A 17,102-nucleotide genomic window follows, 5' to 3' on the forward strand; every position below is an offset into this window, starting at 1 on the left:
TCTTTAAATTAAATAAAGAATTATTTTGATGTAGAAATACTACTATTTTCGAGCAATGATGACATTCTCGTTGCGATTTCTTTTTTTTTTAATAATATCAAAATCAAATTCTGTCTTTACATTAGTGTTTTCTAAAAAAGGTAATTTCTTGTGCTGCGTCCTCAGTATTAATAAAAAATTACACTTCAAAAAAACATGAAACAAATTCTCCTTACGCTATTTATTGCTGGTGCGTTGCATTGTAATGCACAGACTCCAAATGACAAGTTAAAAATCAATCAAATACAAGTAATAGGATCGCATAACAGTTACCGTCAGAATATCGAGCCGGATTTATACAATCTTATTCAGGCAAAAGATACTTCACGTTCTCTAAAAGGCTTGCAATACACTCATATTTCAATTACCGATCAATTGAACAAAGGTTTACGAAATCTTGAAATTGATGTTCAGGGAGATCCTAAAGGCGGAAAATATGCGCACCCAAAAGGTTTGGATCTGGTAAAATTTGAAGCTGCTTATGATCCGAATGGAGAGATGAACAAACCGGGTTTCAAGGTTTTTCACATGATTGATATTGATTTTAGAACATCGTGTTACACCCTTCAAAATGCTCTTGCAGAATTAAAAAAATGGTCTGATGCAAATCCGGATCACGTTCCTGTTTTTATCACATTGGAACCCAAAGATGACGATAGTTTCATGGGGACAAAAGCAGAGAAATTTACACCTGAATTATTTGATGCTTTAGATGCTGAACTCAGCAAAGGTTTAGGCAATAAACTAATCACACCGGATATGGTTCGCGGAAAATACAAAACACTCGAAGAAGCGGTTTTGCACAACAATTGGCCAACACTGAAAAAAGCAAAAGGAAAATTTTTATTTATTTTGGATAACAACGGAGCCAAAAGAGATATGTATGCGTTGAATCATCCATCCTTAAAAGGACGTTCCGCTTTTATCTGTGCCGAACCGGGAAAACCGGAAGCAGCAACTTTGATGATAGGCAATTCTGAAGATCCAAAAATTACTGATTTAGTCAAAAAAGGATACATCATAAGAACCAGAGCAGATTCTGATACCAAAGAAGCCCGCAAAAATGACTACACGCACTTTGAAGTTGCCAAGAAATCCGGCGCTCAAGTTATCACAACAGATTATTATTTACCAAGCACTTTCTTCGATTCTCCTTATCAGATCAAATACGATGATGGAAGTTATGTGAGAGTGAATCCGGTTATTGGAGGGGAATAGTTTTTTTGTTTCAGGTTTAAAGTTTCAAGTTTTGCTTTGTGTGAAACTTGGGGCTTTTTTTTGGCCACGGATGATACCGATTTAAACGGATTAACGCTGATTTATTCTCATTTTTTGTCATTTCGACGTAAGGAGAAATCTTCGCAAGAAGCTCGACAAAGATTAGCTTTCGTTACGGAGTTACTTACGAAGATTTCTCCTTACGTCGAAATAACAAAATTGTGATTATACTTAATTTATAAAATAAAAAATCCGTGCTAAACCCGTTTAAATCTGTATCATCCGTGTGCCAATCCTCATTTCAAACTCTTAATCTCCCCCGTTTTCAAATCGACACTAAAATGATCTGCAGGAACTTCGTGCATGAATTTATTAAAGATGATCAGAAACAATTGCATTTGGTTTTGCAATGGTTTTTCTTTTGATGCATCTTTTTTATGATTTTCGAAAAATAACTGAGATAGTACTTTATATTGTTTTGCCCTTTCAGTTCCAATATCTACTAAAGCCAATTCATCGGCGCTTCTGAAACGGTAGAAATCGACTAATAAATCGTAACCTGTCCAATTGAAATCTTGTCTTTTTAGGTTGTTTTCAGACAAAAGTTTATCTGTTTTACTTTCTGCTTCTGACCATTCTTTTTTGAGATTTTCTTTGTTTTTTAAAATCACATCAAAATCTTTATCCGATTGCATATTGGCTAAAACCAATAAATCTTTTGCAGAAATATTTAGAATAAAATTCTTGAAGGATTCTGGCCAGTCATCTTTAAGGAAACGTAAACGAACCAATTCTTTTAGATGAAAATCGGTAAAATCATGGTAGTTTTTGGTTTTTAGGATATCGATATTCCAAATGTCCTTTGTGTTTTGACTTGCTAAGAATTGATATTCCATTTTATACAAATCAAAAAGTTCATCGTATCGCGGAACCTCATCGATTGTAATCGTTTGAATGTCTACCAAATTATCTTTTTTGATTGTCAATAATTTATACGCCGGAATATACGCCGCCAATGATGGTGTCTGAATATTGACCAAAGTATTTCCTTTTGCTGTTGTGCGAACTCCTGTATCATTAATATGCATGTGACCGCCAAAATGAATCTTCAATCCTGCATCTGCAAAAACCTGTGCTACTTCTTCGACCGGAACGCGATTCAATTGCCATTTGTTTGGCCCAAGTAACTCTTTTATTTCCGCGGAAGCATCATCATTAAAATCAATCATCGGGAAATGACTAAAAGCAATCAAAGTTTTACCTTGTTGTTTGGCTTGCGCCGAAATTTCTTCGACCCATTTTATAAGGTGTTTTTTGTTCGAAAGTACATTATTATAACCCGTACTGGCTTCCGAATAATTTTTAGGATCTTTTGGATCTCCGTCGTTCTTTTTAGGGATATAAACATTCCCGTCGATTGCCATTAACCAAAGTCCGTCAACAGGTTCTACGACATAACTTACATCCGGAACTTCAAATCCAGGCGTTACATTATAAACTCTATTAGATAATAAGGCGGCTTTTGATGCTTTTTCGAAACTATAATCTTTAGAAGTATAAGTTGAAAATGGTGTTGCCCAGAATTTGTATTTTTTGTTGGGATAAAAACCGAAATTTTTGAGATTATCAGTAATTCCCAAATAACCCATTTTAGCAATATCGGCGGTCACAACAACAGGCTGTTCGATGGTTAAGTTTGGCTTATAGAGGCCTTCTTTGCTATAAATGGGCTGGCTTTTACCGTCTTTTCCTAAAAAATCTTCTTTACCGGATTCTTGAGCAAAAGGTCCAACGGGATCGTGATTTCCAGTGGTAATGAAAAACTCGATATTGTATTTTTTTCTGTATTCATCTAAAATTTTCTCTAAACCTTTTACGTGAATCGGCTGACCGTCATCTGTGTAATCTCCCGGAAGTGCCACATATTTAATCTTTCTTTTTGCGATATCTTCTAAAGCTGCGATGAAAGCAAAATAGTTCTCATTGAAAATTCGGGTCGAATGCAACTGAGACGCCATTGTTCTCATTAACGTATATTTTCCGGTTTTCGTATTCAGAATACCTTTAAAATCACTATCAGAAAATGTTCCGAACAAATCCTGTAAATGAACATCGGATAAAAAAGCAACCTGAACGCCGTCAAGATTCTTTTGTTTTTGTGCTGAAATTGTGGTGTTTAATAAAACAAAAAACAGAAGAAGGAGAGAATATTTAGTGGAAGAAGTAAATTTTAAAATCATAAGTTAGGCTTTTGTAATGGGGATTTTTTAAAACGATTTGCAATTTTAGGAATTAAAACTTTAAAATCCTTTATCGTATTGTTACCTAATGATAATTATTACTGCTGTACCGTGATGTTGATTTAACCGCAAGGTTCGCAAAGTTTTTTTGTAGCTGCTGCGTAATAATCGCGCAAAGTCGCGAAGGCGCCAAGTTTTTATTTTCTTTGCGCCTTCGCGACTTTGCGCGATTAAAAAAAAATCCTTGCGAACTTAGCGTAAATCTTAGCGCTCTTCGCGGTTAAACCTTAATAATCAAAAACAAGGTTTAATGACAGAACACGGACAAAAACTTATTGATATTGCAAAAGAAAACGGGAAACGGGAAATGGGAACCGGTATAAAAAAAACAATCTTGCCATTTCTGACAAGATTGTCTTAACCCTTCTCAAAGTCTACAAGTTTGACAAAGGTTGAAATAAACATAACTAACAATATGTGCAATTGCGAATTTAACCGCGAAGAAACAAAACTTTTTATTTTCTTTGCGACTCTGCGAGTTGGCGAGATTAAAAATTAAATCTTAGCAATTAAATCTTATTTTTTAATAAAACGTCTCACGGTTTGTGTACCTTCTTTTTCAAAAACAATCAAATAAATGCCTGATTTTAAAAGAGAAACATCTATGCTATTGTTGTTTACTTTTGAACCTGAAACAACAGCACCGGTTTGAGAATCTATAATACTCACATTCGCATTGCTTACATCCTGGGTAATAGAAAGTGTGTTATCAACAGAAGTTGGATATACATTTAAAGCCACAAACTCTTCTGAAGCTGCAGATTTTGCAGCTAAACCTGCTCCCGATTTCGTGATTCTGAACCAATTGATATTCACACCCGAACTTTGTATAAATATCCCGAAATTATAAGTTCCGGCATTTACATTTACGGTTTGAGAAACCGTTTGCCAGTTTTGCCAACCTCCTGTGTTTGGAATATTAACATTACCCAACTGAATGGTTCCTGCATTTAAATCAGATGAAATTCTCGCGCCATTTACAGCACTTGCTACTCTGTATTCGATTACGTAAGAACCTGAAGTTGGAAAATTAACATTCGAATATGCCATCCAGTCGCTTGTATCTGCGTAACCAACATTAAGGCCTCCGCCTGTATCTGTAGTGGCTTCTGTCTGAATACCGTTCATCGAAGAGTAGCTTTCTGCTTGTATTAAAGTTCCTGTGCCTGTTGGTGGATTACTTCCTGTAATAACCTGATTTACGGCTGTTAATAATGATTTGGCACCGGTCGCGTCCTGAGACAATTCCCAAATCATAACTCCGCCCGCATTCTGAATCGCAAATGTTGTTTTTGCTTTAATGGTTGGAATTCCGTTATAATAAATCGTATTTCCTACCTGATCCAGATTTTCTGCTCCCGGATATTGCGCTACAATATTGGCATAAGAAATTCCCTGATTAGCAGAAGCTCCAAAACCATATCCGTAAAACGGAAGTCCAATAATCGCTTTGCTTGCCGGTAATCCTCTTCCTGTCCAGTAATTAAATTGGTTTACGGCCATACTATATGGAGAATGCTGTCCGGGATTTCCCGGTTGCCAGGGTCCTGTTGCATCATATGCCATGATATTAATCCAGTCAAAAGCTGCAAAAGTAGATGCAGGTACATTTGCACCACCATATCCTTCTGAAAGCGCTGCCGAAATTAGTTTTCCATTAGCATGCAATTTCGCGGCAAGCGCTATTACAAATCCTCCGTAATCACTATTAATTGCCGGACCTTCAAGATCCATGTCGACACCATCAAAATTATGAGCCACCACATAATCGTAGATTTTCTGAATAAAAGCTGTTCTGTTGGCAGCTTTAATCAAATTGAAATAGTTATCACGAATAGCGCCTCCTTCAGAAACTGAGCCTCCTCCAAGGGAAACAAAAACTTTTACGTTTTGAGCATGTGCCGCATTAATGATGGTATTACTTCCTGAATTAAAAGACAGATATCCATTGGCATCAGGATTTTCGAAAGCAATATTAATATGCGTCAGTTTACTGTACTGAACGCTGCTCGAAAAAGCATTGAGATCTACCCAATTAGGGATATAAGCGATAACTTTTTTTTGGGCAACTGATAAGTTAACAACACCCAGAACCAAAATCAAGATCCATTTTAGCTGGATCACTTTGTAATTGTTTTTCATAGTAACATTTTTTAATAGATTAATAGATATGTAAATTCTCGGGGGAGAAAATAATTTTAATTTTTAGACTTTAGATTTCAGATTGGTTGGAACCTAAAAATCTAAAGTCTTAGATATAAAATCTCTTTTAAAACTATAAGTAATTAAATTCCAATTTTTTTAAATTCCAAATTCCAATTGCTTGTAAATCAAATCTAAAATTAGATATAAAATCAATCCTGAAGCTTTTTAAACACTTATTAATGAGTGACTTAGATCCCTGTCTTGGAATTTGGAATTTTAAAAAATTGGAATTTAACATGACTATTTTTTGATAAAACGTTTCACCGTTTTTTGGCCGTCTTTTTCAAACACTATCAAATAAATGCCTCGTCGTAAATACGAAACATCTAAACTGTTATTATTGACTTTTCGTCCGGAAAAAACAGTTCCTGTCTGAGAATCTACAATGCTTACATTTCCTCCGCTGACATCCGTAGTAATATAAAGTGTATTTTCGACCGGACTTGGATAGATGTTCAAAGCCGTTTCGACAACTTTTTCTTCAACCACTGGAGCTTGAGCTGATTTAGCTGTTAAACCGGCGCCCACTTTTGTAATTTTAATCCAGTTGATATTCATTCCTGTATTCTGAATATAGATTCCAAAATTGTACGTTCCTGCATTTACATTTACCGTTTGAGATACGGTTTGCCAGTTTTGCCATCCTCCTGTGTTTGGAATATCAACATTGCCTAAAACAATAGTTCCTCCGTTTAGATCAGATGATAATTTACCTCCCGTTACGCCACTTGCAACACGGTATTCTATTAAATAAGAACCAGTTGTTGGAAAATTAATACTGTTATAAGCCAACCAGTCACCCGTTTCGGTATAACCAACATTTGAACCTCCTCCTGTATCTGTAGTCGCTTCAACCTGAATGCCGCTCATGGCAGAATAATCTTCGGCCTGAATTAAAACAGAAGTTTGAGAAGTCGTAGCGGGAACCAATTTCCATTGTCCGCACGTTTGATTGTTATTGTCCCATTGTTGAACGACCGCGCCAGAAGCTGTACTTGCTCCTGCAACCTCAACGATTCGACCACTATGTCTGGCCACAATTTTATAAAATCCATCACCAGTTGCAACTAATACAAATTGCTGATTAGTCGTGGCATTGTATGGATATTGCTCTACTTTCGCACCATTTGCTTTACTAAAATTGTTTACGTCTAAAGACTGACCGCTATGATTAGCAATGATTTTATACAATCCGTCGCCTAAATGCGTGAAAGTAAATTTCTGATTGTTACCTGAATTCAAAGCGCCCTGATTGATGGCAGCACCATTCGATAAATTAGCATTCCATACATCCATGTACAAATTGCTGTTTCTGTTTTGAAGATAAAAAGTTTGATTATTCAAAGTAGTTACTCCATTTGCCAGAATTCTAATCGAAGTCACTTTATCATTCCAGGTGGTGTTTAAACAAGCATTATCAGAATTGATTACCGTTGAAGCTCCTGTAAAATTATCATCCTGATACAAAATCGCCTGAAAACCCTGAGCTACTTTAAGCGAAGAAATATCATCATTTAAAACTCCTAAAGTATTCAAACGCGCCAGATTATAATCTCCAATAGTCAATCCGCCGGAAAATCCGGTGTAGTTACAATCTTTATAAACCGTAATAACATCTGTTGTAGCCGGAACCGAAGGTGTTGTACCTGCATATCCTCCAAACGTAGCAATAACTTTTGTTGGCTGAGGCGAATGAAGCGATGGAGACTGATCGGCTACATCATCATAGGCAAATCCGTATGCCAGATTATCTACACTTATTCCCGGCAAATGCCAAAATTTAGAATAATGATTGGTTGGATTCACCTGATAAAATTTCGATGCATCATACCAGTTTTGTTGTCCCGGATTTGGCGTGGTAACATTTACGACATGACGGTTAATCGCCGCCGTAAGTTGCGCCTGAACCACAAGATCAAGATCTCCGTCGACCAATCTTCTGTCTAAAACACCTTTTCCTTCTAGGGCTTCCTGAGTTGATGGTCTGTTTTGAACTCTTCCTGTTCTGCCCACAAAACCTCCTGATTGTCCCACAACTTCAAGTTGTTCGCCAATCACTCTTCCTTTGAAAACTCCAGCATCTCCGGCATAAAAAATTAAATCTTCATTTTTATATTTGTTCCAAATGGCATCAATATAAGATTTCAGATAATTCGCCTGAGCTCCTACAGAAGTTCCTCCGGTTCCATCTGCGAAAGCAGGAGTTTTTGATGGTGCCGTGATTTCGCCCGTTATATTATTGACACAACCCTGAAATTCAGATGGCACATTGGCTTTGAAAGCCGCCACAATATCGGCGTGTTTTTTTAATTCACCTACTCTTTTCTGATATCCATTGGCACCAAATAACTCTAATCCCATTGGGTATTTATACGAATCGACTCTCGATGGATTTCCAAAGAAACCATATTGATTATTCGTCAATTCGATGATTTCATATAAAATGCCCTGATTTGGGTCTGTAGCATTCAACGGATTTGGAGATGTATATCCCGAAGGAGCACCATTTGCGCCAAAAAAGTAGAAATACAATTGCTGCCCTTTGGCAATAAAAACCCTGCAGCCTGCAATTTGAGGCAGCGTAAAAGTTTTGTTTGGGATTTCACTTAATTTGGTAAAACAATTGGCATATTTTGAGTTTTGTCCAGGTCCGGTATTTCCGCCAATTGTAGGTCCAGTAACGGTATTGTAAGAAGCACTCATAGGCAATACCTGACTCGTTTTGGCATTGACCCAAACGTGATTTCCGGTATTGTAATCAATACCCACTATGGCGACATACAATTCGTTGTCATTAAATGTTGACGTATTACTTATCGTAAACGGAATTGGGCCCTGCCCGTACATAAAATTGCATAGCAATGCCAGAAGCAATGCGGTAAAAAATCTTTTTTGTAATTTAAAATTTCTCATTGGTTAAAATTGTTTGGGTTAATAAACTTGTTTTTTATTCATTAGTAAGAATGAGAAAATATTAAGCTATAAATCGTCGCATTTAATTCGGAAAATTTTTTTAAACACATAGAAACATAGATTCTATGGATGAAAAAGTATACAAAAAAGAAATACATTTCTTTCGCATAGCTATCTATGTGCCTTTATATAAAGTGAAACGCCTTTTTCGCAAACAAAATCGATGTTTCTATGTGTTAAAAAGAATCATAACTACGAGTTTATTTATAAAAGTTGGGTGTAACTATTAAGGATCATTACACCCAACTGGATTTTAGATTATTGCTTGATCAGTTTTTTAGACCAGCTTTTTTGATCTGATTTAAAGTTCAAAATGTAGATTCCTTTTCTAAGTCTACTTACATCAATGACATCTTCTTTAGCATCAGCATTCAGTTTTTTCTCTACCAGCAATGTTCCTGAATCATCATAAATCGTTACGACTTTGTTGTCTAATTTTTCAGGTATTGCCAATTGAATATAATTGCTTGCCGGGTTTGGATATACTGCAAATGCAGTACTTGCTGCATCAGTTTCTTCAGTTGCAACCGCAGCTTTTTTAGCTGTAGAAGCTGATCCGTAAGCTTCGATTTCGAATAGAGAATATCCGTATGGAGCCAAAGATTTCGCTGTACATAAAACTCTAATATATCTTCCGGTTCCGTTCACAGTCAAATCATCAGTTCCGCCGTCGCTTGCCGTTTGTGTATTTACAGTTTCATTTTCTGTGAAAACAGTATCAGTCGAAATTTGTACTTTGTATTGGGTGGCAAAAGCTGCTTCCCATTTTAATACTACACGATTGATGTTGTAATTACTTCCTAAATCAACATAAATCCATTCGCTTGCATTCACAAAACTACTCGCCCATCTTGTTCCCGCATCTCCGTCTGTGGCTTTCGCCGAAGAATAAGTGGCATTTTCTTCTGAAGAAGCTAAAGTTGTTTTGGCTAAAGCCAAATTGACATTGTTCGTTGGCGGCGTGATATTTCGAACAATAACATCGCTAAAAACTCCTGTTGCCAAAGTTCCGTTTGCATGAGAAGTTACTGCCATACCCACATAAATGGTATTGGCCATAGCAATTGTTCTTGGCGTACCTAATGGTGTCCAGGTAGAACCATTATCTGACTTATAAGACGTAAATACATTTCCTGCTCTTGTTACACGAAGCCATTTTGGAGTCGTTCCTGTAGCTGTCTGAGCCGTTGTGATTGCAGAAACAGCGTCTCTCGATAAAAATTCTACTCCCGCTGCAGCCGTAATATCAGTCATGGCATGTTTAGACGTTGGCGTCAAAGTTTCACGGAACATTACTCCGGCTTTTGCGTATGTATTAGTATTTGTCAATGAATTTACTTTCGCAATAATTTCAGCATCGCCAGTAATTGGTTGGCTTACAAACTGAAATTGATCGCTTGATTCCCAAATATCATTTCCTGATCCTTTTATAGTGAAAGTTCCGCTGGCATGACTGGCTTCTCCGGCTGGAGTTACAGCACCTAAATCTGAACTTATCCACGGCGCTGGTAAAGTTGCCGGAGGATTTTCTGCTCCCACTAAATTTACCGCTCTGATATTATCAAAATAATAGGTGTTTCCTGAGTTCGTTCCCGGTTCAAACAAGAACACAAACCGGTTCACTTCAGTATCTAGTGTCGATGCATCCGGAGCACTTGCATAAGTAAACGTAATGGTATGCCAGGTATTGGTTTGTTTTACAACACCCTGATAAATACTATGTCTTCCAACAGGATAATTAGAAGGAATTGAAGCACTGCTTTCTGCCTGCCATGAAATCACAGATCCAACCGGCGCAGAGGTATACACATCCATAGCGAATTTCTTGGTTCCGCTTTTGAAATCTCCAATATTATTTAAAGTGGTATTGAAAGAAAAGTTATCATACAATTCAGTCGATTTTCTAACATATTTCCCAACGTTTGTAGAGGTATTGATTCCGCTTGCACTTGGATTTGGTGTGTTTGCCGTATAAGTTCCGATGGCATCTCTAAACGTAATATTATGAACCGTTTGGTAATCTTCGTAAACGACTCCGGGCGTAAAAGTATCCGGTAATTTAGTAGAACCAATTCTGATATTATCAAAATAATAAGTGTCATTTGTAAAAGAACCTGAATTGGCTAATATCACCATTTGATTGACCGCCAGATTGGATGTTCCCGGATCCGGACTTGAATTGTAATAGAAAGTCAGCGTCTCCCATTGATTCTGTTTGGTCGTGATGGCAACATAATTACTGTTTCTTCCTGTAGGGAAATTTGCCGGAAGCGATGTTGCACTATTCTCTAAATTCAGACTCACCACTGTACCAATTGGTGCGGTAGTATAAACATCAATCATGATTTTATTGGTCTGACTTTTTAATAAACCTGCATCTTCGATAGTACCTTGCGTATTAAAGAAAAGTACATCGTATTGTTCTGTAATATTTCGAACATACTTCGCCACATTCGCAGACGAGTTAACTGAATTTGCTCCCGGATTTGCCACAACAGAATAGACGCCGGTTGTAGTTCCTTTAATTATCTTATTGATACCATCATAATTCTGAAGAACATCTGTAGCAATAATTGGTTTTTCAGGCGCTGCTCTTGTAAGTAAATTATCAAAATAATATGTGGTACCGGTATTCGAATTCGATTCAAAAAGAAAAACTACATTATTAATCGATAAAGCGCTTGTATTGGCATCGATTACTTTTTCGAATTCAAATTCAATAGTTTCCCATTTGTTCTGAACTGTAGTTGTGGCCTTGTAACCGCTATGTCTTCCTGATGGGAAATTTGTTGCTGTGGTTACTAAGCTATTTTCGAGTTGCATCGAGATTTTAGTTCCAACTGGCGCTGAAGTATAGATATCAAAAGAAAGCTTTTTTCTGCCATACACATAATCATTCGCATTACTGATGGTTACATTTTTAATATTCATAACATCATACAATTCAGAGGCGTTACGAACATATTTCCCCACCAAAGCCGAAGTATTGATTCCCGTAGCAGATGGATTTGCCACCGCTTCTGTCAAAACTCCTGTTTTAAGTCCGTAGACGATATTTCTATTCGATTGAAAATCTTCGTAGATTCTCTCGACCGGTAAAGGCACTTCTGTTACAACGGCCAATTTATAAGTATTACCGGCACATCCCGAAACTGTAGTCGCTACAGAAACATCTCCGCCTGTAGTTCCCCAATTTACAGTGATTGTATTGGTACCTTGTCCTGAAGTAATGGATGCTCCCGCCGGAACGGTCCAATTATAAGTCGCTCCTCCAATAGAATTGATCGAATACGTTTTGCCCGTTTCGCTATGGTATACTTTTGCATCGCCCAAAACGCCATACGTAAAACTACCGCTGTAAACACGCACATAATCTACTTGTAGTTTTGCAGGAAAGTCAGCCGGAATTGGCTCTACACCTGCTCCGTTTACACTCGTATAAGGCGTTCCGCCGCTACCAACAGCCAGATTTAAAATAATATAAAACTGTTGATCATTAAAAGGCCATCCCCCATTTACGGTCGTTTGTGGAGTAGCAGTATGAAATAAATTGCCATCTATAAACCATTTAATGATGTTTGGTCCCCATTCTACCGCATAAACGTGAAATTCGTTAGATAAATCCGTGGGTGAAGAATAACTTCTTCCGGTATAATGGTAGCCACCTGCGTCATAATGAAGCGTTCCGTCTACAGATTTTGGGCTTCTGTGTTTGGCTTCCATGATATCAATTTCGCCAGTAAAGGGCCAGTTTGACGTTCCGGCAGGTAACATCCAGAAAGCGGGCCATGCGCCCATTCCGTTAGATAATTTCATACGGGCTTCGATTCTTCCGTATTTGATGGCATATTTACCTTCTGTGGTAAGTTTGGCTGACGAATACGGCTGTGACGGAAAGGCAGCATTGGGTTCGTATTTTGCCTGAATGTTCAAATAACTGTTTGTTCCTTCCTTGACAATGGTGGCCTGATTAGGATCGTAACGCTGGGCTTCGGCATTTCCGAAACCACAAAGTGACGGACAGCCGTTTCCGGAAATACTTTGCCATTTGGTCGCGTCTACTGTCGTTCCGTTAAATTCATCCGACCAAATTAAGGTGTTGCATTGTGAATGAACTTTTAGTAATGGAGATAATGCAAGAACGAGTAACATTAAACACCTTTTTACATTGTAATTGCTTTTCGGTGGTCGGCCGAAAAAAGAGTCTTTTTGCTTCATTTGTTTTTAGGTTATTTGTTAGTAAAGATTATTAACACAATAAATAACTGCTTTGTAAAAAACAGATTGTTATTGTAATAATAATGAGACAATATTAACAAATAAATCAGGCAAGACTTACATTTTACAATACGGTTTGACTACGGTGTTTGTAAAAAAATGTAATAATTAGCCGTCAAAAAGCGTAAATCTACTTAGGATTTTACTGATTTTAAAAATTCATTATGTGTTGGTTATAAACCGATCGAAGATGGATTTTAATTGTAGGAATATAAAAGAAAATGCCGTTTGCGTTTAGTTTGTCATTTCGACGGAGGAGACTCGAGCGATAGCGACTGGCGAAGCAAATCTTCGCAAGAAACTCCGTAACAAATGTAGCCCATCTTTGTAGAATTACTTGCGGAGATCCCTCGTTCCTCGGGATGACAAGATTGCGGTTATCATTGCGATTAATCTTTAACTTTTAGAATTAATACGTTATAAAATAAAACATCTGCACAAATCTGCATCAATCTTTTCAAAATCTGTTTGAAAAAATCAGCCACAGATTAAATAATTATTGTTTCACGCAGATTTGGCAGATTAAGCAGATTAAATTTGCGCAAATCTGCTTAAATCTTTTTAAAATCTGCGTGAAAAATTTTAGCCACAGATTAAGTGATAAAAAAGATTAAAAAAATCTGCTCGATCTGCCAAATCTGCGAGAAAAAATGAATTTAGATATCGCTCCGCTGGAGCTTTAATCCGAAGAACGTATATATGAGCTATAAATATTACGCTCCTCCGGAGCTTCTTTAATGCTTTACTCTGCAAATTGAGCAGATTAAATTTTGATAATCATTTGCGCACATCTGCTTAAATCTTTTTAAAATCTGCGTGAAAAATTTTAGCCACAGATTAAGGGATAAAAAAGATTAAAAAAATCTGCTCGATCTGTCAAATCTGCGAGAAAAAATAAACACATTTAAAAATTCAAAATAAACTCTGTAATATTTGCTTCTGATGATAGCTGTAATTTTTTACGAATACGATATCTCGTGTCTTCAACTCCTCGAACAGAAATTCCCAAAAGCGGTGCAATTTCTTTGGTATTAAAATTCATTCGCAAATACGCACACAATCGCATATCACGCGGAGTTAGTTCCGGGAAACTACTTTTCAATCGTTGCATGAAATTATCGTGCAGCTGATTAAAAATTTCTTCAAACTCGTTCCAGTGCTGATCTCCTTGTAATTCGTGATCAATGATTCGGTTGATTTTCTTTAGTAAACCAAAATTGGTATTAAAATCGTTGTTCTTATCAATCTGACCAATAAGCTCTTTTATAGAAAGTAAAATTTCATTTAAATGAATCAAATTCACCGTATTCGAAGCTACTTTGGCATTTTTGAGATTAATCGTTGTTTCAAGATTCTCCTTCATAATCGCCATGTTTTCCTGTTCTAACGCCAGTTTTTGCTCGTTTAATTCGGCGCGATTTCGGAGCAATTCCTTTTCCTGATTCAGGATTAATTGTTCGCGTTCGCGTTCAGCCAGATTTTTTTGGTATTTGATAATCGTATAAATCAAAACGCCAAACAATATCAAATATAAAATATAAGCCCAGTTTGTTCTGTACCATGGTGGCAGAATTTCAAATTTAAAAACAGCTTCTTCACTGACAACATCATAAATATTTTTTGCCCTTACGTGAAAAATATATTCGTTCTCCGGTAAATTGGTATATTCTTTTTCCGTCTGAAGATTCCAGTCTGACCATTTAGGTTCAAAACCTTCCAGCCAATATTCGTATTTAGTTGCATCAGCTTCATCATAGCAAAGTGATGCAAACGAAAAGTGCAAAGCGTTATTCGAATACGATAAAACAGGCGAAAATGTATTTGCCGATTCTATATTAGTTGGAAGTACATCGTATCTGCTGGAAAACAACAAACTGTCTTTAGGAAAAATACATTTAACCTCAGAAATTATCGCTTTGTAATTCGATTGATATTTCTTGTTTTTGGTGGTGTTGTAATGAATTAAACCCTCTTGTGTTCCAAAAAACACATCTCCGTTTGCAGTGGTCTGAATATTCTCGAAACCCGGAATGTATAAGTATCTCAGTTTCCGAAAAGGCAATTCTTCGATAGTGAAACCTCCATCTGCTTTCTGATTCATTTTTCCCGTATTCTCTCCAGAAATATACCAGATATTGTTTTGAGGATCTTCTTTAAGCAACCGAATATGACTTTTCATTCCCAGATATTTTTTGAAAATAGCATCAGGAATCATTTTCTTTGAATGAGTATCTTGTTTGTAAACGCCTTTTGTTGTTCCAAAAAGAATCTGGTTCTTAATTTTGAAATTATTTAAAAACAAACTCGACGGAAAACCATTCTTACCATTATAAAATTCAATGTTCGAAATAGCATCAAATGTTTTATTCAATCTCATTTTGAAGATTCCTTTGTAACCATGCGCGATCCAAATATTCTCATCCTTATCGGTTACAATTACCCTACTGCTTTCTTCAAAATCTTTTATTTTATGCTGATACACCCAGGAATTATTGATCTGTTTTAATAAATACAAACCGTTATAACCGCCAACAAGCAATAAATCAGTATGATTCGGAATAAGAACACCTTGCCAGGCGCCATCTGTTCTGGCTAACAATTGTGCCGAATTACCTTTGATTTCAAAAACTCCATTTTTCTCAAAAGCCAAAAGTGAGTTTCCAAAAATACCAATATTCCACACGTTTTCAGACATTCCTGATATATGCTGAAAGTGAACATTCTCATGCTGGCCATTTTTGTAAGCATTCCAATCCAGCCAAAAAACGCCATTATCAGTAGCGATATAGAGTTTGTTTTGATAAATCTGACTGCAATATATTTTGGTTTCTGAGTTGGACGTGTCCAGTATTTTTGATAACGGCGACGTGATCTGAATCATCGAAATACCATCTTTCAAAGTAACCCATAAATTACCTTCCCTATCCATTTTAAGATTGGTAACGTAATCGTTTTGCAAACCTGTCTGTTTATTAATATGCTGAATTAAATCTCCTTTACTATCAATAACTATCAATCCGTTTTGACGAGTTCCAATTCCGAAATAGCCATCAGAAAGCAAAATCCCTGTTGAGATCTGATTCTGTTTCAATACATTATCCGCTTCAGTCACAAAAGGTTTTACGTGATTATTTTTGTAGAGAAATAAACCTTTCTTTTGTGTCAGGATGATCAAACCTTCATTGGTTTCAAAGATTTTCCTGATCTTCATCCCGATAAATTCTTTACTGTTCGGAATTTCAATCAAAACATCATTTTCTAATTTCAGCAAACCTTTTACATTGTCTGAAACATAGATTTCTTTGCCAACTTCAAAAAATTCATCAAACTTGGCCTCAGATCGTATTACTTTGATTTTATTATTCTTATAAATAAAAAGTTCTTCATTCGAGAAAAAAATTACTTCTTTATGGCGAATAACCGTATGCAACACATCACCAAAATTTCTGGCAGACTCCAGAAGTAATTTCACTAAAGAAGTATATTTATATTGCCCGTTTGGTAATTGAACAGTATAACCAAATTCGCCCTGAGCACCAACATACATTTTATCATTTTTATCGATCGCAAGAGAACGAACCATACTTTTATTTTCCGGCTGTGCCACAATACTCCATCTCACGCCATCAAATTGCATAATACCAAAATGATTCGCAAAAAACATCATGCCTTTAGAATCCTGCAAAACATCCCAGTTTTCTGAAGCGGCTTTATAAGTTTTAGGATTATAGTTGGTGATAAAAGGAACTCCAATTTTCTTAATTTGGGCATTAACAATTGGATACAAAAGGGATATCCATAGAACTAAAATTCTAAGTAAAAATTTTGTCATTTTGTTTCGGTCTGTAGGTTAGTTCGTAGCTTTTTAAGAGCTACAGTCTCAAAAACACCCCTTTGGGAAAAGGCATTTTTAAGCAAAAAAGACATTCTTATTACTACTCTTAAAATTATAATTTGATAATTAAAAGCCTCAGAAAAAATGAATCTCTATAATCAAATATATAAAAATTTATTTTAATGTAACAAATTACATTTTAATTAAAGAATTTGGTAATGAGAAAATTAGATTATTATATAATGCTTAAAAAT

6 protein-coding genes are annotated in these 17,102 nt (G+C 36.3%); 1 reads left to right on the top strand and 5 read right to left on the bottom strand.

Annotated elements, in window-relative coordinates; translation table 11 throughout:
* The first annotated feature begins 195 nt into the window (after positions 1–195).
* On the top strand, positions 196–1,257 hold the full coding sequence (locus tag FLP_RS07680) for a phosphatidylinositol-specific phospholipase C1-like protein (protein ID WP_065448937.1): 1,062 nt from the start codon (positions 196–198) through the stop codon (positions 1,255–1,257).
* Between the two features lie 296 nt (positions 1,258–1,553).
* On the opposite strand, the gene FLP_RS07685 is transcribed toward FLP_RS07680, so the two are convergent.
* The 5 genes from FLP_RS07685 to FLP_RS07705 form a co-directional block, all read right to left on the bottom strand.
* A complete protein-coding gene (locus FLP_RS07685; RefSeq protein WP_065448938.1) occupies positions 1,554–3,497 on the bottom strand; it encodes a metallophosphoesterase family protein in 1,944 nt (647 codons plus the stop codon).
* Positions 3,498–4,073: 576 nt separating this feature from the next.
* A complete protein-coding gene (locus FLP_RS07690; RefSeq protein WP_065448939.1) occupies positions 4,074–5,699 on the bottom strand; it encodes a glycosyl hydrolase family 18 protein in 1,626 nt (541 codons plus the stop codon).
* A gap of 303 nt (positions 5,700–6,002) precedes the next feature.
* Positions 6,003–8,675: a beta-1,3-glucanase family protein gene (locus tag FLP_RS07695; protein WP_065448940.1), complete on the bottom strand. Its 2,673-nt coding sequence runs from the start codon at positions 8,673–8,675 to the stop codon at positions 6,003–6,005.
* Between the two features lie 318 nt (positions 8,676–8,993).
* Positions 8,994–12,887, bottom strand: a complete 3,894-nt coding sequence (locus tag FLP_RS07700; protein WP_243397509.1) for a family 16 glycosylhydrolase — start codon at positions 12,885–12,887, stop codon at positions 8,994–8,996.
* Between the two features lie 1,030 nt (positions 12,888–13,917).
* Entirely contained in the window at positions 13,918–16,845 is a 2,928-nt protein-coding gene (locus FLP_RS07705; RefSeq protein ID WP_065448942.1) for a triple tyrosine motif-containing protein, read from the bottom strand.
* Positions 16,846–17,102: the final 257 nt, after the last annotated feature.

The sequence above is a fragment of the Flavobacterium piscis genome (assembly GCF_001686925.1).
Lineage (GTDB): Bacteria > Bacteroidota > Bacteroidia > Flavobacteriales > Flavobacteriaceae > Flavobacterium > Flavobacterium piscis.

Coding starts and splice junctions, on each gene's coding strand:
- FLP_RS07680 (WP_065448937.1), top strand. CDS start 196: ATGAAACAAATTCTCCTTACGCTATTTATTGCTGGTGCGTTGCATTGT.
- FLP_RS07685 (WP_065448938.1), bottom strand. CDS start 3,497: ATGATTTTAAAATTTACTTCTTCCACTAAATATTCTCTCCTTCTTCTG.
- FLP_RS07690 (WP_065448939.1), bottom strand. CDS start 5,699: ATGAAAAACAATTACAAAGTGATCCAGCTAAAATGGATCTTGATTTTG.
- FLP_RS07695 (WP_065448940.1), bottom strand. CDS start 8,675: ATGAGAAATTTTAAATTACAAAAAAGATTTTTTACCGCATTGCTTCTG.
- FLP_RS07700 (WP_243397509.1), bottom strand. CDS start 12,887: ATGTTACTCGTTCTTGCATTATCTCCATTACTAAAAGTTCATTCACAA.
- FLP_RS07705 (WP_065448942.1), bottom strand. CDS start 16,845: ATGACAAAATTTTTACTTAGAATTTTAGTTCTATGGATATCCCTTTTG.